The organism is Fulvimarina manganoxydans (assembly GCF_900176465.1).
Classification (GTDB): domain Bacteria; phylum Pseudomonadota; class Alphaproteobacteria; order Rhizobiales; family Rhizobiaceae; genus Fulvimarina; species Fulvimarina manganoxydans.
In genome coordinates, this window is sequence record NZ_FWXR01000004.1 from 78267 (window position 1) to 102004 (window position 23738).

At 62.6% G+C, this 23738-nt stretch carries 21 protein-coding genes; 20 read left to right on the top strand and 1 reads right to left on the bottom strand.

The genetic code is table 11. The features are described from left to right. The first annotated feature begins 37 nt into the window (after positions 1-37). The 19 genes from nuoE to B9A15_RS06550 all read left to right on the top strand — a co-directional run bounded on the left by nuoE (position 38) and on the right by B9A15_RS06550 (position 20488). Positions 38-1519 (top strand): NADH-quinone oxidoreductase subunit NuoE, encoded by a 1482-nt coding sequence (gene nuoE / locus B9A15_RS06460; protein ID WP_084409234.1) that lies wholly within the window; start codon positions 38-40, stop codon positions 1517-1519. Positions 1520-1542: 23 nt separating this feature from the next. Beyond that, positions 1543-2847 carry an NADH-quinone oxidoreductase subunit NuoF gene (gene nuoF / locus B9A15_RS06465; RefSeq protein WP_084409235.1) on the top strand — a complete coding sequence of 435 codons (1305 nt, stop codon included), beginning with the start codon at positions 1543-1545 and terminating at the stop codon, positions 2845-2847. Between the two features lie 2 nt (positions 2848-2849). Then, positions 2850-3104 (top strand): hypothetical protein, encoded by a 255-nt coding sequence (locus B9A15_RS06470; RefSeq protein WP_084409236.1) that lies wholly within the window; start codon positions 2850-2852, stop codon positions 3102-3104. A 2-nt stretch (positions 3105-3106) separates the two neighbouring features. Beyond that, positions 3107-5182 carry an NADH-quinone oxidoreductase subunit NuoG gene (nuoG, locus tag B9A15_RS06475; RefSeq protein ID WP_084409237.1) on the top strand — a complete coding sequence of 692 codons (2076 nt, stop codon included), beginning with the start codon at positions 3107-3109 and terminating at the stop codon, positions 5180-5182. A gap of 13 nt (positions 5183-5195) precedes the next feature. Beyond that, a complete protein-coding gene (nuoH, locus tag B9A15_RS06480; RefSeq protein ID WP_084409238.1) occupies positions 5196-6248 on the top strand; it encodes an NADH-quinone oxidoreductase subunit NuoH in 1053 nt (350 codons plus the stop codon). Next, entirely contained in the window at positions 6248-6457 is a 210-nt protein-coding gene (locus tag B9A15_RS06485; RefSeq protein WP_084409239.1) for a hypothetical protein, read from the top strand. The genes nuoH and B9A15_RS06485 overlap by 1 nt, the downstream gene beginning before the upstream one ends. 123 nt (positions 6458-6580) lie before the next feature. Further along, the gene (gene nuoI / locus B9A15_RS06490) at positions 6581-7072 is read left to right on the top strand and encodes an NADH-quinone oxidoreductase subunit NuoI (protein ID WP_084409430.1); all 492 of its coding nucleotides are present in this window, start codon (positions 6581-6583) and stop codon (positions 7070-7072) included. Between the two features lie 107 nt (positions 7073-7179). Then, the gene (locus B9A15_RS06495; RefSeq protein WP_084409240.1) at positions 7180-7797 is read left to right on the top strand and encodes an NADH-quinone oxidoreductase subunit J; all 618 of its coding nucleotides are present in this window, start codon (positions 7180-7182) and stop codon (positions 7795-7797) included. Between the two features lie 22 nt (positions 7798-7819). Further along, positions 7820-8128 (top strand): NADH-quinone oxidoreductase subunit NuoK, encoded by a 309-nt coding sequence (nuoK, locus tag B9A15_RS06500; RefSeq protein ID WP_084409241.1) that lies wholly within the window; start codon positions 7820-7822, stop codon positions 8126-8128. A gap of 6 nt (positions 8129-8134) precedes the next feature. After that, positions 8135-10147, top strand: coding sequence for an NADH-quinone oxidoreductase subunit L (nuoL, locus tag B9A15_RS06505; RefSeq protein WP_084409242.1), 2013 nt, complete (start codon positions 8135-8137; stop codon positions 10145-10147). Further along, the gene (locus B9A15_RS06510; RefSeq protein WP_084409243.1) at positions 10147-11655 is read left to right on the top strand and encodes an NADH-quinone oxidoreductase subunit M; all 1509 of its coding nucleotides are present in this window, start codon (positions 10147-10149) and stop codon (positions 11653-11655) included. Before nuoL ends, B9A15_RS06510 begins: the two co-directional genes overlap by 1 nt. An 18-nt stretch (positions 11656-11673) precedes the next feature. Further along, complete coding sequence (gene nuoN, locus B9A15_RS06515; protein ID WP_084409244.1) at positions 11674-13116, top strand: NADH-quinone oxidoreductase subunit NuoN; 1443 nt, start codon at positions 11674-11676, stop codon at positions 13114-13116. A gap of 15 nt (positions 13117-13131) precedes the next feature. Then, positions 13132-13908: a biotin--[acetyl-CoA-carboxylase] ligase gene (locus tag B9A15_RS06520; RefSeq protein ID WP_084409245.1), complete on the top strand. Its 777-nt coding sequence runs from the start codon at positions 13132-13134 to the stop codon at positions 13906-13908. A gap of 177 nt (positions 13909-14085) precedes the next feature. Next, entirely contained in the window at positions 14086-15696 is a 1611-nt protein-coding gene (locus B9A15_RS06525; protein WP_084409431.1) for a ribonuclease J, read from the top strand. A gap of 124 nt (positions 15697-15820) precedes the next feature. After that, positions 15821-16225: a methylmalonyl-CoA epimerase gene (mce, locus tag B9A15_RS06530; protein WP_084409246.1), complete on the top strand. Its 405-nt coding sequence runs from the start codon at positions 15821-15823 to the stop codon at positions 16223-16225. A gap of 66 nt (positions 16226-16291) precedes the next feature. Further along, positions 16292-16555 carry a DUF1467 family protein gene (locus B9A15_RS06535; protein ID WP_084409247.1) on the top strand — a complete coding sequence of 88 codons (264 nt, stop codon included), beginning with the start codon at positions 16292-16294 and terminating at the stop codon, positions 16553-16555. Between the two features lie 611 nt (positions 16556-17166). Further along, entirely contained in the window at positions 17167-18489 is a 1323-nt protein-coding gene (gene proS, locus B9A15_RS06540; RefSeq protein ID WP_084409248.1) for a proline--tRNA ligase, read from the top strand. Then, positions 18486-19787 carry a lipoprotein-releasing ABC transporter permease subunit gene (locus B9A15_RS06545; RefSeq protein ID WP_084409249.1) on the top strand — a complete coding sequence of 434 codons (1302 nt, stop codon included), beginning with the start codon at positions 18486-18488 and terminating at the stop codon, positions 19785-19787. Before proS ends, B9A15_RS06545 begins: the two co-directional genes overlap by 4 nt. Beyond that, complete coding sequence (locus B9A15_RS06550; RefSeq protein ID WP_084409250.1) at positions 19784-20488, top strand: ABC transporter ATP-binding protein; 705 nt, start codon at positions 19784-19786, stop codon at positions 20486-20488. The genes B9A15_RS06545 and B9A15_RS06550 overlap by 4 nt, the downstream gene beginning before the upstream one ends. Before the next feature lie 54 nt (positions 20489-20542). Here B9A15_RS06550 and B9A15_RS06555 read toward each other — a convergent pair whose 3' ends face one another. Then, complete coding sequence (locus B9A15_RS06555) at positions 20543-20977, bottom strand: RbsD/FucU family protein (protein ID WP_084409251.1); 435 nt, start codon at positions 20975-20977, stop codon at positions 20543-20545. A gap of 254 nt (positions 20978-21231) precedes the next feature. On the opposite strand from B9A15_RS06555, the gene B9A15_RS06560 reads away from it, so the two are divergent. Then, entirely contained in the window at positions 21232-23736 is a 2505-nt protein-coding gene (locus B9A15_RS06560) for a cation:proton antiporter (protein WP_084409252.1), read from the top strand. Positions 23737-23738 lie beyond the last annotated feature (2 nt).

Here is a 23738-nt window from a genome sequence, read left to right on the forward strand (position 1 = left end):
ACCGCGCTTATTGAAATGGTTCCAGAGTCGAGGTCCGATGTCCGTTCGACGTCTCGCGGATGATGCCGTCCAGCCTAAGAGCTTCGCCTTCACAGACGAAAACGCCGCCTGGGCCGATCAGACGATTCGCAAATATCCGGAAGGCCGCCAGCAATCGGCGGTGATTCCGTTGCTCATGCGTGCCCAGGAGCAAGATGGTTGGGTGACGAAGGCCGCCATTGAGCATGTGGCGGACCGGCTCGGTATGCCGCTCATTCGTGTGCTCGAAGTCGCGACCTTCTACACCCAGTTCATGCTGGCCCCGGTTGGCACGCGAGCCCATATCCAGGTCTGCGGCACGACGCCTTGCATGCTGCGCGGCGCAGAAGATCTGAAGGCGGTGTGCAAGAAGCACATTCACGCCGAGCCATTCCATCGAAACGAATCGGGCACGCTGTCCTGGGAAGAGGTCGAGTGCCAGGGCGCCTGCGTGAACGCGCCGATGGTGATGATCTTCAAGGACGCCTATGAGGATCTGACGCCCGAGCGTCTCGAAGAGATTATCGAGGCGTTCGATGCCGGCAAGGGGGCGAGCATCAAGCCTGGCCCGCAGAACGGTCGCCATCTGTCGGTACCGATCGGTGGGCTGACCTCCCTGACAGGCGACTATGACGACTTGATCCAGGAGCAGGAGCAGGAATTTGGCCACGGCCCGGCCAATGGTGCGTCTGATCAAGGCATTGGCGGCGGTGCCGCTTCGACGCCGCCTTCAAAGGCCGGTCGCCCCGATACGCAGACGCCCTATACCGACAAGGCGATCGGCGGTGCCGGCAAGGCCGAGGACGGCAATGTCCCGGATGCCTCCGAGGATATGGAGAGCGAGAAACTCGTCGCTGAAGCTCACCAGCCGGCTTCCGGTCAGGAGGGCGGCGCGCGTGAGGGCGGCACCGGCGAGGCCGAGCGTGATGCGGCCGAGACCGATCATGTGACAGCCGACGACGGCGAGGCCGATCGCGCGGCTTCAGGTGGCGACATCATCGGCAAAGAGGCTGCGGCCCGTGCGGCGATCATTGCGCCGAGTCATAAGCTGGATGATGCCGAAGGAGCCGTCGTCGGCTCCGAGCGCAAGGACGCCGATCTCGTCAATCGCAACGCTCGGCAACTGGAAGGCGAGCGGACCGGCACGGATGATGTGAGCTCAGGCGCGGCCCATGACGACACATTCGCGTCCGAGGCTCAAGGCGATCAGGGTGATCCCGCCCATGGTCCTGCCGGAGAGGGCGAGAAGCCGCAGGATCTGCTCGCGGAGCCGAAGGGCGAAAAGGACGATCTTCAGGCGATCAAGGGGATCGGGCCTGTGATCGAGGCCAAGCTCAACGAGTTGGGCGTCTATCACTTCTGGCAGATCGCCGCATGGCGCGAGAAAGAGCTCGTCTGGGTGGATAATTATCTTAACTTCAGAGGGCGTGCGGTCCGTGATCGATGGACCGAACAGGCGAAAACCCTCGCCGATGGCGGCCAGACGCCGTCCGGTTCGTAAGTTGCCAGAAGGAGCGGAGACCCATGCTTTCCGATAAGGACCGCATCTTCACCAATATCTACGGGCTCCGCGACAAGAGCCTGAAGGCGGCCATGAAGCGTGGCCATTTCGACGGCACCGCCGACATCATCGGCAAGGGGCGTGACTGGATCATCAATGAGATGAAGGCGTCGGGCCTTCGCGGGCGCGGCGGCGCCGGCTTTCCGACCGGTCTCAAATGGTCCTTCATGCCGAAGGAGTCCGACGGCCGCCCCCATTATCTCGTCGTCAATGCCGACGAATCCGAACCTGGGACCTGCAAGGACCGGGAGATCATGCGCAACGACCCGTTCACGCTGGTCGAGGGTTGTGTAATCGCCGGCTTTGCCATGGGGGCCCATACGGCCTTCATCTATATTCGCGGCGAATATATCCGCGAGCGCGAGGCGCTGCAGCGGGCCGTCGACGAATGCTATGAGGCCGGCCTTCTCGGGCGCGACAACAAATGCGGCTGGGATTTTGACATCGTCGTCCATCACGGTGCGGGCGCCTATATCTGCGGCGAAGAGACGGCGCTGATCGAAAGCCTGGAAGGCAAGAAGGGCCAGCCCCGGCTGAAGCCGCCCTTCCCGGCGAATGTCGGCCTTTATGGTTGCCCTTCGACGGTCAACAATGTGGAGTCGATCGCGGTCGCGCCGACCATTCTGCGCCGTGGCGGCGGTTGGTTCGCTGGCATTGGGCGTCAGAACAACACCGGCACGAAGCTTTTCTGCGTCTCCGGCCATGTGGAGCAGCCCTGCACGGTCGAGGAGGCCATGGGCATCTCGTTCCGCGAGCTGATCGAGAAGCATTGCGGCGGCATTCGTGGCGGTTGGGACAATCTGTTGGCGGTCATCCCCGGCGGCTCGTCTGTCCCTCTCGTTCCGGGCGCTGACATTATCGACACGCCGATGGATTTCGACGGCTTGCGCGACATCAAGACCTCGCTTGGCACTGCGGCGGTCATCGTCATGGACAAGTCCACCGACATTGTGAAGGCGATCGCCCGCATTTCCTATTTCTATAAGCATGAGAGCTGCGGTCAGTGCACGCCCTGCCGCGAGGGCACGGGCTGGATGTGGCGCGTCATGGAGCGCATGGCCGTGGGCAACGCGCAGAAGCGTGAGATCGACATGCTGCTTCAGGTGACGAAGCAGGTCGAAGGCCACACGATCTGTGCTCTCGGCGATGCGGCAGCCTGGCCGATCCAGGGCTTGGTGCGCCATTTCCGTGCCGAGATCGAGCGTCGCATTGACGAATTCAGCCGCGATGCCGATGCCGATCGGCCGACCTTGGTGGCTGCGGAGTAAGGATGATGGCAGGCGAGCCGGACAATCTGGTCTTGGGACTGCTGCGCGAGATCCGCGCGAAGCTCGAAGACCATGATCCCAGGTTCGACGAGATGAGTGGTCGGCTCGCTCATCTCGAACAGCGCAACGACGAAATTCACGAGACGATGTACACGATCGCCGGTTTCGCCACCCATGCGAATGTCCGGCACGAGCGGGTCAGCGAGCGGCGGAAGTCGCTCGAAGGCCGCATTGATCGTCTGGAAGAGAAAGTATGACCATGGCGAAACTCAAGGTCGACGGCAGGGAGATCGAGGTTCCGGATCACTACACGCTGCTTCAGGCGTGCGAGGAGGCCGGTGCCGAGGTTCCGCGTTTCTGTTTCCATGAGCGGCTGTCGATTGCCGGCAATTGCCGCATGTGTCTGGTCGAGGTGAAGGGTGGACCGCCCAAGCCTGCGGCCTCCTGCGCCATGGGCGTGCGCGATCTCCGCCCGGGCCCTAATGGCGAGGCGCCGGAAGTCTTTACCACGACGCCGATGGTGAAAAAGGCCCGCGAGGGCGTGATGGAATTCCTGCTGATCAACCATCCGCTGGACTGCCCGATCTGTGATCAGGGCGGCGAGTGCGATCTTCAGGACCAGGCCATGGCCTATGGCGTCGATTCCTCGCGCTATAAGGAAAACAAGCGCGCGGTTGAGGACAAATATATCGGCCCGCTCGTCAAGACGATCATGACGCGCTGCATCCATTGCACACGCTGTGTTCGCTTCACGACGGAGGTCGCCGGCATTTCCGAGCTCGGCCTCGTCGGCCGGGGTGAGGACGCCGAGATCACGACCTATCTCGAACAGGCAATGACCTCCGAGCTTCAGGGCAATGTCATCGACCTCTGCCCGGTCGGCGCGCTGACCTCACGCCCCTACGCCTATCAAGCGCGGCCCTGGGAGCTGACCAAGACCGAGACGATCGACGTCATGGACGCCGTCGGTTCGGCCATTCGCGTCGACACGCGCGGCCGCGAGGTGATGCGCATCATGCCGCGCATCAACGAGGCGGTGAACGAGGAGTGGATCTCCGACAAGACGCGCTTCGTCTGGGACGGGCTCCGCACCCAGCGTCTCGACCGTCCCTATGTGCGGCGCGACGGCCGTCTTCAGCCGGCAAGCTGGCAGGAAGCCTTCGCAGCCGTAAAGGCCAAGGTCGACGCGACCGATCCGTCCCGCATTGGCGCGATCGCCGGCGATCTGTCCGCCGTCGAAGAGATGTGGGCGATGAAGCGGCTGATGGCAGAGCTCGGCTCGGCCCATATCGACTGCCGGCAGGACGGCTCGATCAACCATCCGGCCGACGGTCGTGCCTCCTACATCTTCAACTCGACCATCGCCGGGATTGAGGATGCCGATGCGCTTCTCATCGTCGGGGCCAATCCGCGTTTCGAGGCCTCCGTCCTCAACGCCCGGATCCGCAAGCGTTGGCGTCTCGGCAACTTCCCGGTCGGCGTGATCGGTCAGAATTCCGATCTTCGTTTCGACTACACCTATCTTGGCGCCGGCACCGATACGCTGTCCAATATCGAGGGCGCGAGCCAGGGCTTCTTCGACGCATTGAAGAACGCCGAACGTCCGATGATCATCGTCGGCCAGGGCGTGTTGAAGGGTGAAAACGGTTCGGCGATCCTGTCGTCCGTCGCCGCGCTCGCTCGCGAGATCGGCGCGGTCACCGAAGGCTGGAACGGCTTCAACGTTCTGCAGACGGCGGCCTCGCGCGTCGGCGGTCTCGATATCGGCTTCGTGCCGGGAGAGGGCGGCAAGACCGCTGCGGAGATGGCGTCGGGCGGTGTCGACCTTCTCTTCTCCATGGGGGCCGACGAGATCGAGATCGGCGAAGGGCCCTTCGTCGTCTATATGGGAACCCATGGCGATCGCGGCGCCCATCGCGCCGATGTCATTCTACCCTGCGGCGCCTATACCGAGAAGTCGGGTACCTATGTGAATCTCGAAGGCCGGGCACAGGTCGCAAGCCGCGCGGCCTTCCCTCCGGGCGAAGCGCGCGAGGATTGGGCGGTGATCCGCGCCCTTTCGGCGGTGGTCGGGCATACGCTGCCCTTCGACTCGCTCCTCGAGCTGCGCCGCGAGATCTACGAGGCGCACGGCTTCATGCGCAGCGATGCGATCGTCGCCGCCGATGCCGACGCGATCACCAAGCTCGCCGATCGTGCGGGCCAGCTCGCATCCATGACCTTCGCCTCGCCGATCGAGGATTTCTACCTCACCAATCCGATCGCGCGTGCGTCCAAGGTCATGGCCGAATGTTCGCAGCTCGCCCAGGGCACCAAACTCGAAGCAGCGGAATAAGGGACAGACAGGCGTGGAAGACTTCTTCTCCCTCTATCTATGGCCGGCGATCGTGATGATCGCGCAGAGCGTCCTGTTCCTGGTCGTGCTGCTGGTCCTTATCGCTTACATCCTGTTGGCCGACCGCAAGGTCTGGGCGGCGGTGCAGCTTCGGCGCGGGCCCAATGTGGTCGGGCCCTTCGGCCTGTTCCAATCCTTCGCCGATCTCTTGAAGTTCGTCCTGAAGGAGCCGGTGGTTCCGGCGAGTTCGGACAAGCCGGTCTTCCTGCTTGCGCCGCTCGTCGCCGTGACGCTGGCGCTTGCGACCTTCGCGGTGATCCCCGTGGCGCAAGGCTGGGTGATCGCCGACATCAATATCGGCATCCTCTACGTCTTCGCCATCTCTTCGCTTGAGGTCTATGGCGTGATCATGGGCGGCTGGGCGTCGAACTCGAAATATGCCTTTCTCGGCGCGCTCCGCTCCGCCGCGCAGATGGTGTCCTACGAGGTCTCGATCGGCTTCGTCATCGTCTGCGTCCTTCTTTGCGTCGGATCGCTGAACCTCACCGATATCGTCATGGCTCAAACCACGGGCCTCGGAACGATGGTCGGCCTGCCGAGCTCCTTCCTCGATTGGCATTGGCTCGGCCTGTTCCCGATGTTCATCGTCTTCTTCATCTCGGCGCTCGCCGAGACGAACCGGCCGCCTTTCGATCTGCCGGAGGCCGAATCCGAGCTCGTTGCCGGCTTCATGGTCGAATATGGCTCGACCCCCTACATGATGTTCATGCTGGGTGAGTATGCGGCCATCACCTTGATGTGCTGCCTGACGACCATCCTGTTCCTCGGCGGCTGGCTGCCTCCGGTCGACTTCTTCCTCATCAACTGGGTGCCGGGCATCGTCTGGTTCATGCTGAAGGCCGGTCTCGTCTTCTTCATGTTCGCGCTGGTGAAGGCCTTCGTGCCTCGTTACCGCTACGATCAGCTGATGCAGCTTGGCTGGAAGGTCTTCCTGCCGCTGTCGCTTGCCATGGTAGTGATCACGGCCTTCGTCATCCAGCTCTTCGGCTGGGGGGCAGCGGCTTGATGGGCGATCCGGCGATCATCGGAGCGCTGGCGGGCCTGGCGCTCGGGATCGTCGACTTCGTCGTCCTCGGCTTCGTGAAGGCGAGGATGGCGGCCGAGAGACCCTCGGAGCGCCTTGGCGCCTCAGTCGCGATCGAAATCGCGCGGGTGTCGCAACTGATACTCTTCCCGCTGGTCGGCTGGTTCGTCGGACCGGCCTTGATGGGATGACGCCGAAGCCCGAAGAGCTGGAACCGGCTCCTCGGGTCGCAAAGGATCGACGGGAGGCGGCGCCGAGCGCCGTTTGCCTTGGCGCGGACAGGCCGCGTCGACACTATTGATTGGGAACTGATCATGTCCGCGATCGCACAGACGCTCAGATCTTTCATGCTCATCGAGTTCGTGAAGGCGATCGGCCTTTCGATGCGCTACTTCTTCAAGCCGAAGGCGACGCTGAACTATCCCTTCGAGAAGGGACCGGTCAGCCCGCGTTTCCGGGGAGAGCACGCGCTGCGCCGTTATCCGAACGGCCAGGAGCGTTGTATCGCCTGCAAGCTTTGCGAGGCGATCTGCCCGGCTCAGGCGATCACGATCGAGGCGGGACCCCGGCAGAACGACGGCACGCGCCGCACGATCCGCTACGACATCGACATGGTGAAGTGCATCTATTGTGGCTTCTGCCAGGAAGCCTGCCCGGTCGACGCCATCGTCGAAGGCCCGAATTTCGAATTCGCGACCGAGACGCGCGAAGAGCTCTATTACGACAAACAGAAACTGCTCGCCAACGGCGATCGCTGGGAGCGGGAACTCGCCCGCAACATTGCGCTCGACGCGCCGTACAGGTAAGCCGACCCCACGCCCGCCCAGCGCCGGGAATCGCGGTCTCGATCACCTCGACTGACGAGGAGGACCGCTCCGGCCACGGGCGCTGAACGCGCCAACGAGGAGCCCCGATGCTCGGTCTTCAGGCACTCTTTTTCTATATCTTCGCCTTCATCGCGGTCGGTTCGGCCCTGATGGTGGTGTTTGCCAGGAATCCCGTCCATTCGGTTCTGTTCCTGATCCTGACCTTCGTCGCCTCGGCCGGGTTGTTCCTGCTTGCCGGCGCCGAGTTCCTGGCGCTCATTCTCATCGTCGTCTATGTCGGCGCCGTCGCCATCCTGTTCCTGTTCGTCGTCATGATGCTCGATCTCGACGTCGGACGGCTGAAGCAGGGCGCACTGGAATACGCGCCCTTTGGCGCGATTATCGGCATCGTGCTCCTAGCCGAACTCGTCATCGCCGCGACGGGCGGTTTTTCCGATCCGGTACTGTCGACCAATACGGCGCTGCCGATGGCGAGCATTCCGGCGGCGTCCAATATCGAGGCCTTGGGCAGCGTTCTCTACACACGCTACATCCTGTTCTTCCAGCTCGCAGGTCTGATCCTCTTCGTGGCCATGATCGGAGCGATCGTCTTGACCCTGCGCCACAAGGAAGGCGTCAAGCGCCAGTCGATCCCGCAGCAGGTCGCCCGCACGCCGGAAACGGCCATCGAGGTTCGCAAGGTCGAAAGCGGCCGCGGTATCTGACGGGAACCGGAGAGGGGAAAAGATGGAAATCGGTCTCAGCCAATATCTGACCGTCGCGGCGATCCTCTTCGTGATCGGCGTGTTCGGCATCTTCATGAACCGCAAGAATATCATCACGATCCTGATGTCGGTCGAGTTGATCCTCCTGTCGGTCAATCTCAATTTCGTGGCGTTCTCCGCCTTCCTGAACGACATTGTCGGTCAGGTCTTCGCGCTGTTCGTCCTCACGGTCGCAGCGGCTGAAGCGGCGATCGGCCTTGCGATCCTCGTTGTCTTCTTCCGCAATCGCGGCTCGATCGCCGTCGACGACGTCAACACGATGAAGGGCTGACCGGCCGTGTATCAGATCATCGTCCTCCTTCCGCTCGCCGGCTTCCTCATCGCAGGTCTCGCCGGCAAGGCCATCGGCGCCAAGGCGTCGGAATACACGACCTCGTCCTTCCTGGTCATCGCGGCGGTCCTGTCCTGGATCGGCTTTCTTTCCTTCGGCTGGGGCGAGGGCGAGACGATCCGCGTCCAGATGCTGCAATGGATGCAGTCGGGCGGTCTCGACGTGTCTTGGTCGCTGCGCATCGACCGGCTGACCCTCATCATGTTGGTCGTCGTCAACACGGTCTCGGCCTTGGTGCATATCTATTCGATCGGATACATGCACCACGATCCGCATCGGCCGCGCTTCTTCGCCTATCTGTCGCTCTTCACCTTCGCCATGCTGATGCTGGTGACGTCGAACAATCTCGTGCAGATGTTCTTCGGCTGGGAGGGCGTCGGCCTCGCATCCTATCTGCTGATCGGCTTCTGGTATAAGAAGCCCTCGGCCAACGCCGCCGCCATGAAGGCCTTCGTCGTCAACCGCGTCGGCGATTTCGGCTTCATCCTCGGCATTTTCGGCGTTTTCGTCCTGTTCGGCTCGGTCAATCTCGACACCATCTTCGCGGGCGCCGCGGACATCGCGGCCACGATGGGCGCTGAGGGCGGCGAAGCGGCCGCTGAAGCCGCAGGTCATGGCACTGCGGCGATGGGCGATGTCGTCCTGAACTTCGCCGGTTATGCGCTGACCATGGGTGGAGCGCTGACGGCGGTCTGTCTTCTGATGTTCGTCGGTGCCATGGGCAAGTCGGCCCAGATCGGCCTCCACACCTGGCTGCCGGACGCCATGGAAGGTCCGACCCCGGTCTCGGCCCTAATCCATGCGGCGACGATGGTCACCGCCGGCGTGTTCATGGTCGCGCGCATGTCGCCGGTCTTTGAACTCAGCCACACGGCCCTGACCTTCATTACCTTCATCGGTGCGACCACGGCCTTCTTTGCGGCTACGATCGGCCTTGTCCAGAACGACATCAAGCGCGTCATCGCCTATTCGACCTGTTCGCAGCTTGGCTACATGTTCGTCGCTCTCGGCGTCGGCGCCTATTCGGTGGCGATCTTCCACCTCTTCACCCACGCATTCTTCAAGGCGCTTCTGTTCCTGGGTGCGGGCTCGGTCATCCATTCCGTGTCCGACGAGCAGGACATGCGGCGAATGGGTGGCCTGCGTAAGCACATCCCGATCACCTATTGGACTATGGTGATCGGCACCCTCGCGCTGACCGGCTTCCCGTTCACCGCGGGCTACTTCTCCAAGGATGCCATCATCGAGGCGGCCTTTGTCGGCCACAATGCCTTCGCCACCTATGGCTGGGGCATGACGGTGATCGCGGCGCTCCTGACAAGTTTCTACTCCTGGCGCCTCATCTTCATGACCTTCCATGGCAAGCCTCGCGCCTCGGCCGATGTCATGCATCATGTCCATGAGTCGCCGATGGTCATGCTGGTGCCGCTCTTCGTCCTGTCGGCGGGCGCGCTTCTGGCAGGCATTCTCTTCGAACACAGCTTCGTCGGCGAAGGCTACGAGCACTTCTGGCATGCAGCGCTGTTCACCGGCGCAGAGAACCATGTGCTCCATGACATGCACGAGGTGGCGTTCGGGATCGCAATCCTGCCGACCGTCATGATGGCGCTCGGTTTTGTCGTCGCCTATTGGATGTACGTGAAGGACAAGGCGGCGCCGAAGCGCCTCGCCGAGACCCATCGCGGCCTTTACCGCTTCTTCCTCAATAAGTGGTACTTCGACGAGCTCTACAACGTCCTCTTCGTCCGCCCCGCCATGGCTGTGGGCCGCACGCTCTGGAAGACCGGCGACGGACGGATCATCGATGGCCTCGGACCCGACGGCGTTTCCGCGCGTGTCGTCGACGTCACCAACCGCGTCGTGCGTTTGCAGACCGGCTATCTCTATCACTACGCCTTCGCGATGCTCATCGGCGTCGCCGCGCTGGTCACCTGGATGATGCTCGGGGGAGCAAATTGATGACCGATTGGCCGATCCTCTCGACCATCACCTTCCTGCCGCTGGTCGGCGCGCTGCTGATCCTGTTCATTCAGGACGACAACGAGCTCGCCCGGAAGAACATCCGCAATGTGGCGCTCCTGACGACGGTCTTCACCTTCGTCATCTCGCTCTGGATCTGGGCGGATTTCGATCAGGAGGCGACAGGTTTCCAGTTCGTCGAGCAGGCCGAATGGCTCGGCACCGGCATCACCTATCATATGGGCGTCGACGGCATCTCGATGCTGTTCGTGATCCTGACGACCTTCCTGATGCCGATCTGCATCCTGGCGAGCTTCGAGAGCGTCACCAACCGGGTGAAGGAATATATGATCGCCTTCCTGGTGCTCGAGACGCTCGTTATCGGCGTCTTCTGCGCGCTGGATCTGATCCTCTTCTACATCTTCTTCGAAGGTGGCCTCATCCCGATGTTCCTGATCATCGGCGTGTGGGGCGGGAAGCGTCGTATTTATGCGAGCTACAAGTTCTTCCTCTACACTTTCCTCGGCTCGGTGCTGATGCTCGTCGCCATGATGGCGATGTATTGGAACGCCGGGACGACCTCGATTCCCGAGCTTCTGGCCCACGACTTCCCGGCCTCGATGCAGCCTTGGCTGTGGGTTGCCTTCTTCGCCAGCTTCGCGGTGAAGATGCCCATGTGGCCAGTTCATACCTGGCTGCCCGACGCTCACGTGGAAGCGCCGACGGCCGGTTCGGTCATCCTGGCGGGCATTCTCCTGAAGCTCGGCGGCTACGGCTTCCTGCGCTTCTCGCTGCCGATGTTCCCGATCGCCTCCTTCGATTTCGCGCCTTTCGTCTTCACCCTCTCGGTCGTTGCGATCATCTACACCTCGCTGGTGGCGCTGATGCAGGAGGACATCAAGAAGCTGATCGCCTATTCCTCCGTAGCCCATATGGGCTTCGTGACCATGGGCATCTTCGCGGCCAATGAGCAGGGCGTTCAGGGGGCGATCTTCCAGATGTTGTCGCACGGCCTCGTCTCCGGCGCGCTCTTCCTCTGCGTCGGCGTCGTCTATGATCGCATGCATACTCGCGAGATCGCGGCTTATGGCGGGCTCGTGAACCGCATGCCCAAATACGCCGTCGCCATGCTGATCTTCACCATGGCCAATGTCGGTCTACCCGGCACCAGCGGTTTTGTCGGCGAATTCCTGACCATGATGGGCGTGTTCCGGGTCAATAGCTGGGTCGCGATCTTCGCGGCGACCGGCGTGATCCTCTCGGCCGCTTACGCCCTTTGGCTCTATCGCCGGGTGATTTTCGGCGCGCTGGAGAAGGAAAGCCTGCGCTCGATCCTCGATCTCAATCGGCGCGAGAAGATCCTTCTCTATCCGCTGATCGTGCTCACCATCTTCTTCGGCGTCTATCCCATGCCGGTCTTCGACGTGACGGCCGCCTCGGTCGACGCGCTTCTCAACACCTACAGCGCCGGGCTCGAACAGGCCGCGTCCGTCGCTGGTCTGCACTAAGGACGGGGACGCCAATTCATGCTCTCGGATATGGTCTCAACCAGCCTTCCGATCGTCGGACCCGAACTGATCATGGCCATCGGCGCCATGATCCTTCTGATGGTCGGCGTCTTCCTCGGCGAAAAGAGCACCCAGACGGTGACCGGGCTCGCCGTGGCGCTCGTCATCATCACGGCGCTCTGGCTCGTCTTCGTGACCCCGAACGGGGTTGCCTTCGGCGGCTCCTTCATCCAGGACAGCTTCGCGTCCTTCATGAAAATGTTGGTCCTCATCGGTTCTGGCGCCGCAATCGTCATGTCGGTGGGCTATGCCGAGACCGAGCGCTTCAATCGCTTCGAGTTTCCGGTGCTTGTCGTCCTGTCGACCCTCGGCATGATGATGATGGTCTCCGCCGGTGACCTGATCACGCTCTATCTCGGCCTAGAACTCCAGTCGCTCGCCATCTATGTGCTCGCCGCGATCAATCGCGACAGCGTTCGCTCGACTGAAGCAGGCCTGAAATATTTCGTCCTCGGCGCGCTTTCGTCGGGCATGCTGCTCTATGGCGCCTCGATGATTTACGGCTTCACGGGGCAGATCGAATTCCAGGCGATCGCTGCTGGATTGGCCGATGGCGAGCGCTCGCTCGGTCTTCTGGTCGGCATCGTCTTCGTGCTCGCGGGCCTCGCCTTCAAGGTCTCGGCCGTGCCGTTCCATATGTGGACGCCGGACGTTTATGAGGGCGCCCCGACGCCGATCACCGCGCTGCTGGCCGGTGCGCCGAAGGTCGCCGCAATGGCGCTCATCGTACGCTTCGCCGTCGAGGGGTTCACGCCCGTTGCAGTCGACTGGCAGCAGGTGATTGTCTTCATCTCGATCGCATCGATGGTTTTCGGGGCATTCGCCGCGATCGGGCAGAAAAACATCAAGCGCCTGATGGCCTATTCCTCCATCTCCCATATGGGTTACGCCTTGGTGGGGCTCGCCGCCGCCAATGTCGAAGGGGTGCGCGGCGTCGCGCTCTATATGGCGATCTATCTCGCCATGACGCTCGGCGTCTTCGCGGTGATCCTCTCCATGCGCCGAGACGATGGACAGGTCGATCAGATCGAGGATTTGGCCGGACTGTCGCGGACCCAGCCGGTCACGGCGATGTTCCTGACGATCCTGATGCTTTCGCTGGCCGGTCTTCCGCCTCTCGCCGGCTTCTTCGCCAAGTATTTCGTCTTCATGGCAGCCGTTGAAGCCGGGCTTTATACCCTGGCTGTGATCGGCGTTCTGGCGAGCGTCGTCGGCCTCTTCTACTATCTACGCATCGTCAAGCTGATGTGGTTCGATGAGCCGGCAACGGCTTTCCTGCCGGCACCGACGGAGCTGAAGGTCGTGCTGTGGGTAGCCGGGCTTTTCGTCTTCCCGGTCTATCTGTTTGTGGGCGGATCGGTCTTCTCGGCGGCGGAGGCTGCGGCCCGGTCGTTCTTCTAGGAGGACGGAGCAGCCTTGCCCGTTCCACCGCTCTCCAAGCATCGCGCAAGCGCCGGCCATCGCCGGCGCTTGGCGTTCGAGGATGTGACATCGACCAACACGTTGGCGCGCGAGGCGGCCCGCTCCGGCGATCCGGGCGGTCTCTGGATCACGGCGGCTCGCCAGAACGAAGGGCGAGGCCGGCGCGGGCGCGCTTGGGTGTCGGAGGCTGGCAATCTCTATGCCAGCCTTCTGCTGATCGATCCGGCGCCTCCCCAGCATCTGGCGAAATTGCCGTTCGTCGTCGCCTTGGCTGTTCGAGACGCGCTCGCGTCCCTCCTCGGCGAGGAGCGGCAGGTAAAGGTTAAATGGCCGAACGACGTGCTGGTGGGCGGACGCAAATGTGTCGGCATCCTTCTGGAAAGCGAACGGCTCGCCAATGGCTCGACCTCCGTCGTGATCGGATGCGGAATCAATGTCGCCGAGCCGCCCTCCGATCTGCCCTATCAGGCGACCGCGCTTTCGCTGGAAGGCTTTCGCGGTGATCTGGAGAGCGTTTTCGAGGCGCTCGCTTCGGCCATGGATCGCGAACTCGGCCTTTTTCATCGGGGAGCGGGATTTCATCAAGCCCGCGAGCGCTGGCTCTCTCATGCCGTCGGCGTTGGGGCGGCCTGTACGGTGCGCCTGACGAACCAGACGATTGAGGGGACCTTCGAAGCGCTCGATGCCGAGGGCCGGCTGCTTCTTGCCCTCGCGAATGGTGAGCGAATGCCTATATCCGCAGGCGACGTGTTTTTCAGCGGCGCGCCCTGAGACGGCTGCGACCCCGATTGGCGCCGGACGATTTGCCCGGCAGCCTCGGCCTCAAGAAATGTGAACCTAGAACGCAAACGACTGCCTCCCGGCCGATGGCCGAGCGGCAACAGATATGAAAGACTAGACTTGAAACAATTGGTATTCGTGCCGCTGGGCGGCATCGGCGAGATCGGTATGAACCTCGCCCTCTACGGCTATGGCCCGGAAGCAGAGCGCGAGTGGATCGTGGTCGATTGCGGCGTATCCTTCGCCGGGCCGGACATGCCGGGCGTCGACCTCGTCTTCCCGGACATCCGCTTTCTGGAAGACAAGCTGTCCGACCTCAAGGGTATCGTGATCACCCACGCCCATGAGGACCACTATGGGGCTTTGCTTGATCTGTGGCCTCGCCTGAAGGCGCCAGTCTATGCGACCGAGTTTTCCGCAGGCCTCCTGGCGGCCAAGCGCGAGGGTGAACCGGGTGCGCCCAAGATTCCGGTCGAGATTTTCAAGGCGGGCGACCGCTTCAAGCTCGGCGCCTTCGAGATCGAGGCGATCAACGTCACCCACTCGATCCCCGAGCCTGTGGCGCTGGCGATCCGCACGCCGTCCGGCCTCGTCCTTCATACCGGCGACTGGAAGATCGACGAGCGTCCCGTTCTCGGCCAGCCGACGGACGAGAAACGCCTTCGCGAGATCGGCGATGAAGGCGTGATGACCCTCGTCTGCGATTCGACCAACGCCATGCGCGAGGGCGTGAGCCCCAGCGAGACGGAGGTCGCGGCCTCGCTTCGCGATATCATTCAGAAGGCGTCGGGTCGCGTCGCGGTCACGACCTTCTCTTCCAATGTCGGCCGGATTCGGTCCGTTGCGCTCGCGGCTCAGGAATGTGGGCGCGAAGTGCTCCTCATGGGCCGCTCGATGCGTCGAACGATCGATGTCGCCCGCGAGCTTGGCTATATGGAGGGGGTCAACGATTTCCTGACCGAACAGGATTTCGGCTATGTGCCGCGCGACAAGGTCGTGATCATCCTGACCGGGAGCCAAGGCGAGCCGCGTGCGGCGCTGGCGCGTCTATCACGCGACGAACACCCGCAGGTGGCGCTCGCCAAGGGCGATTTGATCATCTTCTCCTCGCGCGCGATTCCGGGCAACGAGAAGCCGATCATCGACATCAAGAATGCTTTTCTAGAGCGCGGCGTCGAGATTCTCGAGGATTCCGACGCGCTCGTTCACGTGTCCGGCCATCCGCGCCGCAGTGAATTGCGCAAAATGTATGAGTGGCTGCGCCCTCAAACGGCGATCCCAGCCCATGGCGAGCCGGCCCATCTGGCGGCCCATGCGGAATTGGCGCGTGAACTCGGCGTCAAGCACGTGGTCGAGGCGCGCAATGGCAAGATGGTGCTCCTGTCGCCGGGCAAAGGCGAGATCGTCGACGAAGTCCCGGTCGGCCGTCTCTATAAGGACGGGCGTCTTCTCGGCACGGCCGAGGATATGGGCATTCTGGAGCGCCGGCGCTTGTCCTTCGTCGGTCAGGTCTCGATCCTGATCGAGCTCGACAAGAAGCGGGCGCTCAAGGACGATCCCGATATCGTCTCGATCGGTTTGCCGATCGAGGATGGCGAGGGTGAGGATCTGGAAGATATCCTCATCGATGCGGCAGCCGACGCGGTGGAGAGCATTCCGCCCGAGCGGCGCAAGGATGCCGACAAGGTCCGCGAGGCCGTCCGCCGCGCGGTTCGCAGCGCGGCCTATGAGGCCTGGGGCAAGAAGCCGCTGACGACAGTCTTTGTCACGATCGGCTAAACCTGTCGGGGTGGCCTTCGCACGAAAGGGCAAAGCCGCCGCTGCCGTGGCTTGCGGCAGGCCGGGGGAACTTGGTGCCCAGCGATTGCCGATTGCATCATGTCGAGGGATGGGGAGGAGACCCATGATCGGACGTTTGAACCATGTGGCGCTCGCCGTCCCCGATCTCACGGAGGCAGCCGAGCGCTACCGCACGGCGCTCGGCGCGTCGGTCTCCGAACCTCAGCCACTGCCAGAGCATGGCGTTACGGCCGTCTTCGTCGAACTCGACAACACCAAAATCGAGCTGCTGGAGCCGCTTGGCGCCGATTCGCCGATCGCGGCCTTTCTCGCCAAGAACCCGCGCGGCGGCATGCACCATGTCTGCTACGAGGTGAGCGACATTCGCGCAGCGCGGGATCGGCTCGTGGCGAGTGGGGCAAGGGTGCTCGGCGATGGCGAGCCGAAGATCGGGGCGCATGGAAAGCCCGTGCTCTTTCTCCATCCCTCGGATGTGTTTGGAACACTGACCGAGCTGGAAGAAGTCTGACGCGGCCCGCGACGACAAGGCCAGAAGGCCGAGCCTGAAACCACTCTTTGCTACGGAGCCAGTCCCATGGGCATCATTTCCGCCATCGCGGTCTTCTTCGTCATCTGGTGGACCGTGCTCTTCGTGGTTCTGCCCTTCGGCATGCGTGTGCCGGAAAACGAAGAGCTGCGTCTCGGGACCCAGGAAGGGACGCCCACCAATCCGCGGATCGGGCGGATGGCCCTGATCACGACGCTGATCTCCATCATTGTGTTCGTAACTTATTATGTGATGACGCAGGTCGTCGGGTTCGGTTTGGACGACATCCCCTCGATCATTCCAGGTACCTGAATGACCAGTCCAATCGTGGGTGTTCGGCGCATGTCGTTTCGAAGACGAAATTGCGGCGCGCGATAGAATTCACCGGAAACCGACAAAGCATATCACTCGTGCAGTTTGCGGCCCAAAAAAAATGCAAGGCCAGAAGCCTTGCATCAGAAATTGCGTGTCTGGATTTCTTTACCGTTTTAACGGGGCTGCGGCGAAACCGCGCCTGAAATCACGTCCTCCCAAGACTAGACCGCTGCGACCAGTTTTTCTTGCTTGAAACTGTGTCGACGGAACGGAACCCTATTCGAGGATTGCCATATTGTCACGTTAAATTTTCCGGCGTTTCACAGCGTGATCGAATTTTGATCTATGCACATTTCGAAAGCAGGATGTTGCTATCTGATGCGTATATTAATGTATCGAGGCGGGCACTTTTCGCTTTCACACGATGACCGCCGGTGCGCGCATCGGATCGCGTTGAGCCTTCACGCAGTCGAGGCTGCCTCATCGCAAAGCAAGACCTTCGTCGCATCTCGCGTCGCGTTGCGCCTTTCCAAGGTCGTGATGAAGGGTTAAGAGGCGGCCAATCAGAGGCGTTCCTTGCATCGCCACGCCAGAAGAACGGGTTTTCCATGCGCTTGTCGCGATATTTTCTGCCGATCTTGAAGGAAACGCCGAAGGAAGCGGAGATCGTTTCCCACCGGCTGATGCTGCGTGCCGGCATGATCCGCCAACAGGCTGCGGGCATCTATTCCTTCCTGCCGCTCGGTCTGAAAGTGCTCGACAAGGTGTCGAACATCATCCGCGAGGAGCAGAACCGCTCCGGCGCCATTGAGATTCTCATGCCGACGATCCAGTCGGCCGATCTGTGGCGTGAGTCGGGCCGCTACGATGCCTATGGCAAGGAGATGCTCCGGATTGAGGATCGCCACGAGCGCGAGCTTCTCTACGGTCCGACGAACGAGGAGATGGTCACCGACATCTTCCGGTCCTATGTCCGTTCCTACAAGGACTTGCCGCTCAACCTCTATCACATCCAGTGGAAGTTCCGCGACGAGGTTCGCCCGCGCTTCGGCGTCATGCGCTCGCGCGAATTCTTGATGAAGGATGCCTATTCCTTCGATCTCGACTTCGATCGGGCTCAGACGGCCTATCACCGCATGTTCGTCGCCTATCTGCGCACCTTCGCACGTTGCGGTCTCAAAGCGATCCCGATGCGCGCCGATACCGGCCCCATCGGCGGCAATCTCAGCCATGAATTCATCATTCTCGCCTCCACCGGCGAGAGCGAGGTCTTCTGCCATCGCGATTATCTCGCCATGAACGAGCCGGGCGAAGACGTCGATTTTGCCAATGCCGATCAGTTGGCCGGGATCGTGAAGGATTGGACGACGCCCTACGCGGCGACGGACGAAATGCATGACGAGGCGGTCTGGAATGCGGTGCCGGAGGAGGAGCGCGTCAGCGCCCGCGGCATCGAGGTTGGCCACATCTTCTATTTCGGCACGAAATATTCCGAAGCCATGGGCGCTGTCGTCGCCGGGCCGGACGGAAACAATGTCCCGGTTCATATGGGCTCCTACGGTATTGGGCCAAGCCGCCTGATTGCCGCCGCGATCGAAGCCTCCCATGACGAGAACGGGATTATCTGGCCCAAGGCGCTCGCGCCTTTCGATGTCGGCCTCATCAATATGAAGCCGGGCGACGCCGATTGCGACGCGGCTTGCGAGCGGCTTTACGCCGAGATGCAGGCCAAGGGCATCGATGTTCTCTATGACGATCAGGACACCCGCGCAGGCGCGAAATTCGCCTCGATGGATCTGATCGGCCTGCCAACCCAGGTCATTGTCGGCCCACGCGGCGCCAAGGTGGGAGAGGTCGAGATCAAGGATCGGGCAAGCGGAGCGCGCGATACCATCTCGATCGATCAGGTGGTGGCTAGGATTTCGGCGTGACGGTCGCTGATACGGGACGCGGCGCGGCGAAGCGCCAGCCGGGCGCGGGACCCTTCTCGCGCTTCGAATGGTTGCTGGCCGGGCGATATTTGCGTTCGCGCCGCCGCGATGCCGGCGTTTCGGTGATCGCGGGCTTCTCCTTCATCGGTATCATGCTGGGGGTCGCCGCTCTCATCATCGTCATGTCCGTGATGAACGGCTTTCGCACCGAACTTCTCAGCCGGATCCTCGGCGTGAACGGCCATGTCATCGTCATGCCGATCGACCAGCCCCTGACCGATTACGCGGCCGTCGCCGATCGCATCGACAAGGTGCCGGGCGTCGCCTTCACCATGCCGCTGGTTCAGGGCCAAGTGCTCGCCTCGGGGCAGGGCACCTCATCGACCGGCGCGCTCGTCAAGGGCGTGCGCGAGGCCGATCTGAAACATCTGAAGCCGGTCGCGGAGAATGTGAAACAGGGAACGCTGGACGGGTTCGACACCGGAGAGGGCGTCGCGGTCGGCAGCCGCCTTGCCGAGCGCCTCGGGCTGCGGCTAGGCGATCTCATCACCCTGATTTCCCCAGACGGCGACGTGACGCCGCTCGGCACCACACCGCGCGTGAAAGCCTATCCGATCACCGCAATCTTCGAGATCGGCCTGTCCGAATATGATGCCGGCTATGTCTATATGCCGCTCACCGAGGCCCAGCTCTATTTCAATTCGGAAGACAGGACTCAGTCGGTTGAGGTCTTCGTCGACGATCCGGACAACGTCCAGGCGATGCAGCCCGAGATCGAGGCGGCCGCGCAGCGTCCGGTCTATTCGGTGACCTGGCAGACCCAGAACCAGTCCTTCTTCTCGGCCCTCGAGGTCGAGCGAAATGTCATGTTCATCATCCTGACGCTGATCGTTCTCGTGGCAGCGCTGAACATCATTTCCGGCCTCTTCATGCTTGTGAAGGGGAAGGGACGAGACATTGCGATCCTGCGCACCATGGGCGCCTCGCGCGGCTCGGTCATGCGGATCTTCTTCATCACAGGCGCCTCGATCGGCGTTGCCGGCACGCTCGCCGGCCTGATCATCGGCGTCGTCTTCTGTCTGAATATCGAGAGCGTCCGGGCCTTCTTCTCCTGGCTGTCCGGCGTCAATCTCTTCGATCCCGAGATCTACTTCCTGAGCCAGCTGCCGGCCGAGATCGAGACCGGCGAAGTGGTTCTGGTCGTTGCGATGGCCATCGGCCTGTCTTTCCTGGCGACGATCCTGCCCTCCTGGCAGGCGTCGCGGCTCGATCCGGTCGAGGCTCTGCGCTACGAATGACCGATTTCGCTTTATCCTTGAATGCGGTCCATCGGCGCTTTCGCCAGGGCACGAACGAGCTCGTCGTCTTGAAGGATGCCGAGTTCCACATGGTCCCCGGTGAGATGGTCGCCCTCGTCGCGCCGTCGGGCTCGGGCAAGTCGACGCTCCTGCACATCGCCGGGCTCTTGGAGCGGCCCAACGAGGGTGATGTCCTCGTGGCGGGGCGCTCCTGCGGCCAGATGGAAGACAAGGCCCGCACGGCGATGCGCCGGGCGAGCATCGGTTTCGTCTACCAGTTCCATCATCTCCTGCCCGAGCTCTCGGCGCTGGAAAATGTCATGATGCCCCAACTCATTCTCGGCGTCGGCCAGAAGGCGGCTTCCGAACGGGCCATGGAGCTTCTCGACTATATGCGGATCGGCCCGCGCGCCGAGCATCGTCCTGGCGAATTGTCGGGCGGCGAGCAGCAGCGCGTGGCGATCGCGAGGGCGGTTTCCAATAGCCCGCAGGTCCTGCTTGCCGACGAGCCGACGGGCAATCTCGATCCGTCCACGTCCGATCATGTCTTCGGATCGCTGAAGTCGCTGGTGCGCCAGTCAGGCGTCGCGGCCTTGATCGCCACCCACAATCACGATCTCGCGGCACAGATGGACCGCGCGGTCACGCTGGATGGCGGGCGAGTCGTGCCGCTCGATCTGTCGGTCGATCCGGCTCGTTGACGGTTTGAGGCGGGCAGACCTTCCGAGGACGGCGCCCGCCTGAACCGCCAGGCCTCAAGCCGGCTTAATGACACCCTTCTTCAGGATGATATTGCCATAAAGGCGGGTCTCGCCGGTCTGCACCACCGCATAGGCGCCTTTCGCGCGCTCATAGAAGGCGAATCGTTCCAGCGTTTGGATCTCGGCAGGGTTGTCGGCCTCGCTGTTCACAATCTCTTGGAAGCGCGCCACGATGTCCGGGACCGCGCTCGGATTTCCGACGACCTGCATGGTCAGTGCGGGGTCTTCCACGAATGCGTCGAGCGGCATGATGCGCAAAACGGCTTCCAGCACGTCTGTCGCTGGAATGCCGTCGAGCCGAGCCACGCGCTGACCCATGCTGGTCGCCGGAAAATTCGCGTCGGCAATGACGATCTCGTCTCCATGGCCCATGGCACGCAGGATCATCAGAAGGTCGGGCGAGAGGATCGCCGGAATGTTGCGCAGCATGGATGTCTCCTTGACGAGGCGCTTGGGGTTGAGGGCTCGCTGCGTCACCACGGATCGTCCGCGGCGAGCTCGGCGCTCGAAGGGATAATGAAAAGAGGGCGAGGGCAACAGTGGAGACGCCTCGCAATGTGTCCGTCAGGGAGGGGCGTCCCTTTTACCGTGACAGGGCCATGACCTTGCGGCGCCCTCATGCTTGTCTTTTCCGATCGCTGACGGCAGAGCAATAAGACCCGCCTCGATCGAGTTCGCGCCCCATGTCGATCATCACCGCCGTTGTTCTCGTCGCGAGCCTCGTCGCCCTCGGGGCGCTGGCGCGTCCGCTCGGGCGCTGGCTGCGACTGCCGGCTTCGATCGTGCTCGCGGCCGGCGGCATCGCGCTCGGCGTCGTCAGCCTCCATTCGCTCAACCATCCCGGCGCCATCCTTCCCGCCGAGCTGTCCGAGCAGTTGCTGGGCCTGTCGGTGGGCTCGAGCCTGTTCCTCTATGTCTTCCTGCCGACCCTGATCTTTCAGGGGGCGCTCGGCGTCGATATGCACCGTGTGCGCGAGGATCTTCTGCCGATCCTGATCATGGCACTCGTCGCGGTCGTCGTCGCAACCTTCGGCATCGGTCTGGCGCTCTGGCCGCTGGCGGGCGTGCCGCTTCTCGCCTGCCTTCTCCTCGGCGCGCTGGTCGCGACCACCGATCCGGTCGCGGTCATCGCCATCTTTCGCGAGGTCGGGGCCCCCGAGCGCCTGACCCGGCTCGTCGAGGGCGAAAGCCTCTTCAACGACGCCGCCGCCATCTCGCTCTTCCTCATCTTTACCGCCGCCATCGTCGCGCCGCACACCCTTTCGGTCGGCGGCGTTCTGGCTTCGCTCCTTCTCCTGCCCTTGGGCGGCGCGATGGTCGGGGCCGGGGTGGCGATGATCTTCCTGTTGCTCGCCCGCTTACTGATCGACGACCGCGTCTCCGTCGTCTCCTTGAGCTTGGCGGTGCCTTTCATCTCCTTTTTTCTCGCCGAGGACGTGCTCGGCGTTTCGGGCGTCATCGCCGTGGTCTTTGCCGGCGTCACCTTGGCGACGCTGACGCCGGGGCGCATTGCCGAGCGGACCTGGCGCCATCTCACCGACACCTGGGAGCAGCTCGCCTCCTTCGCGGCCATCCTGATCTTCGTCCTGACGTCGTTGCGGGTTCCCGAACTCGTCGAGGGGGCGGATGCGACGGACCTCCTTCTCCTCGCCGTCGTCTTCGTCGCCGCGCTTCTCTCCCGGGCCCTGATCATCTTCGGCCTGTTTCCCCTGCTCGCGCGGCTGCGGCTATCGGAAGGGATTTCGAAGACCTATGGCACGGTCATGCTCTGGGGCGGGCTGCGCGGTTCGATGACCTTGGCTCTAGCGCTTGCCATCACTGAAAACCCGGCCATTCCCCGGCCGATCGCCGCTTTCGTCGCGACTCTCGCCACGGGCTTTACCCTGCTGACGCTTTTCGTGCAGGGCACGACCTTGCGCCTTCTCATCCAGCGCCTGCATCTGAACGTCCTCTCTGGCATCGACCGGGCGGTGCGCGATCTGGCGCTCAAGGCGACCGTCGAGAAGGTCGAGGATCTCGCTCGCGCTCTCGCCCTGCGTTTCCGCAGCGAGCAGGCGAGGGCGGACGCTGCCTATATCGGCTTCGACGAACCGGTGGAGCAGGGCGGATCGGTTTCGACCCGCGATCTGACACCCGAAGAGAAGCTGACCTTGGCCCTCGTGACGCTGACGGCTCGCCAGCGGGAGGTGGTGCTCAGCCAATTTGCCGAAGGGCGCATGTCCCCGGGAATCGCACGGCAATTGGCGAGCGAGGCACGACGCCGCCTCGATGCCGTCAGGCTCGCCGGGGAAGAGGGCTATCGCAAAGCCAATGGGGCGGAAATCGGCTTCGACCGGTTGGATCGGCTCAGCCTTGCCTTGCAGCGGCGAACCGGCATCAGCCGACCGATGTCCCGGCGCCTTGCGGACCGGTTCGAGCGGCTCGTCGCACTCTCACTCGTCATCGATCGTCTGACGCTTTACGCGAGAGCCGAGCTTCGCCCGCTTCTCGGCGCAGAACCTGTGGAGGCGGCGATCGCTATCTTGTCCGAACGGCAAAGCCTCTTGGAACGCGAGATCTCGGCGCTCCGGCTGCAATATCCGCAATATGTGGAAAAGCTCGAAGGCTGGATCGTCGCCCGGGCGGCGCACGCCTTTCAGGCTGGAGAAATCGATCGGTTGCACCAGGCGGGCGTCATCAGTGAAGAGGTCGCGCGAAGCCTTCTGGGCGAACTCGATGGGGATGGTGCGGTCTCAGCCTCGAGCCCCCCGCTCGATCTCGAACTCGACACGATGCGCCTCATCGAGCGCTGCGACCTCTTCTCCGATTTGTCGGAAGCCGATCGCAAGGATCTCGCCCGCTTCCTGCGAGCCTATTTCGTGGCGCCGGGCGAGCCGGTCATCCGGATCGGCGAACGGGGCGATGCCGCCTTCTTCATCGCCTCCGGTGCGATGGAGGTCGAAACCGGCAATGCCCGCTTCCGGCTCGGCAGCGGCGACGTGTTCGGTGAAATGGCGCTGGTCTTCAACCTGCCGCGTCAGGCCGATGTGAACGCCATCGCCTATTCCTCGCTTCTGCGCCTCTCGGCCCAGGATTTCGAACGCTTCCTCGCTCGCCACCCCCAATTGAGGAGCTCGATCGAGGCGATCGCGAGGCGGCGCCTCGCACTGAATGAATCGAATGCGGCCGAGCCGGTCGTGGCCGAGTAGCC

What these genes read in the sequence shown, in the direction of transcription:
- nuoE (WP_084409234.1), top strand. Translation starts at nt 38, where the DNA reads ATGTCCGTTCGACGTCTCGCGGATGATGCCGTCCAGCCTAAGAGCTTC.
- nuoF (WP_084409235.1), top strand. Translation starts at nt 1,543, where the DNA reads ATGCTTTCCGATAAGGACCGCATCTTCACCAATATCTACGGGCTCCGC.
- B9A15_RS06470 (WP_084409236.1), top strand. Translation starts at nt 2,850, where the DNA reads ATGATGGCAGGCGAGCCGGACAATCTGGTCTTGGGACTGCTGCGCGAG.
- nuoG (WP_084409237.1), top strand. Translation starts at nt 3,107, where the DNA reads ATGGCGAAACTCAAGGTCGACGGCAGGGAGATCGAGGTTCCGGATCAC.
- B9A15_RS06485 (WP_084409239.1), top strand. Translation starts at nt 6,248, where the DNA reads ATGGGCGATCCGGCGATCATCGGAGCGCTGGCGGGCCTGGCGCTCGGG.
- nuoI (WP_084409430.1), top strand. Translation starts at nt 6,581, where the DNA reads ATGTCCGCGATCGCACAGACGCTCAGATCTTTCATGCTCATCGAGTTC.
- B9A15_RS06495 (WP_084409240.1), top strand. Translation starts at nt 7,180, where the DNA reads ATGCTCGGTCTTCAGGCACTCTTTTTCTATATCTTCGCCTTCATCGCG.
- nuoK (WP_084409241.1), top strand. Translation starts at nt 7,820, where the DNA reads ATGGAAATCGGTCTCAGCCAATATCTGACCGTCGCGGCGATCCTCTTC.
- B9A15_RS06510 (WP_084409243.1), top strand. Translation starts at nt 10,147, where the DNA reads ATGACCGATTGGCCGATCCTCTCGACCATCACCTTCCTGCCGCTGGTC.
- nuoN (WP_084409244.1), top strand. Translation starts at nt 11,674, where the DNA reads ATGCTCTCGGATATGGTCTCAACCAGCCTTCCGATCGTCGGACCCGAA.
- B9A15_RS06525 (WP_084409431.1), top strand. Translation starts at nt 14,086, where the DNA reads ATGAACCTCGCCCTCTACGGCTATGGCCCGGAAGCAGAGCGCGAGTGG.
- mce (WP_084409246.1), top strand. Translation starts at nt 15,821, where the DNA reads ATGATCGGACGTTTGAACCATGTGGCGCTCGCCGTCCCCGATCTCACG.
- B9A15_RS06535 (WP_084409247.1), top strand. Translation starts at nt 16,292, where the DNA reads ATGGGCATCATTTCCGCCATCGCGGTCTTCTTCGTCATCTGGTGGACC.
- proS (WP_084409248.1), top strand. Translation starts at nt 17,167, where the DNA reads ATGCGCTTGTCGCGATATTTTCTGCCGATCTTGAAGGAAACGCCGAAG.
- B9A15_RS06550 (WP_084409250.1), top strand. Translation starts at nt 19,784, where the DNA reads ATGACCGATTTCGCTTTATCCTTGAATGCGGTCCATCGGCGCTTTCGC.
- B9A15_RS06555 (WP_084409251.1), bottom strand. Translation starts at nt 20,977, where the DNA reads ATGCTGCGCAACATTCCGGCGATCCTCTCGCCCGACCTTCTGATGATC.
- B9A15_RS06560 (WP_084409252.1), top strand. Translation starts at nt 21,232, where the DNA reads ATGTCGATCATCACCGCCGTTGTTCTCGTCGCGAGCCTCGTCGCCCTC.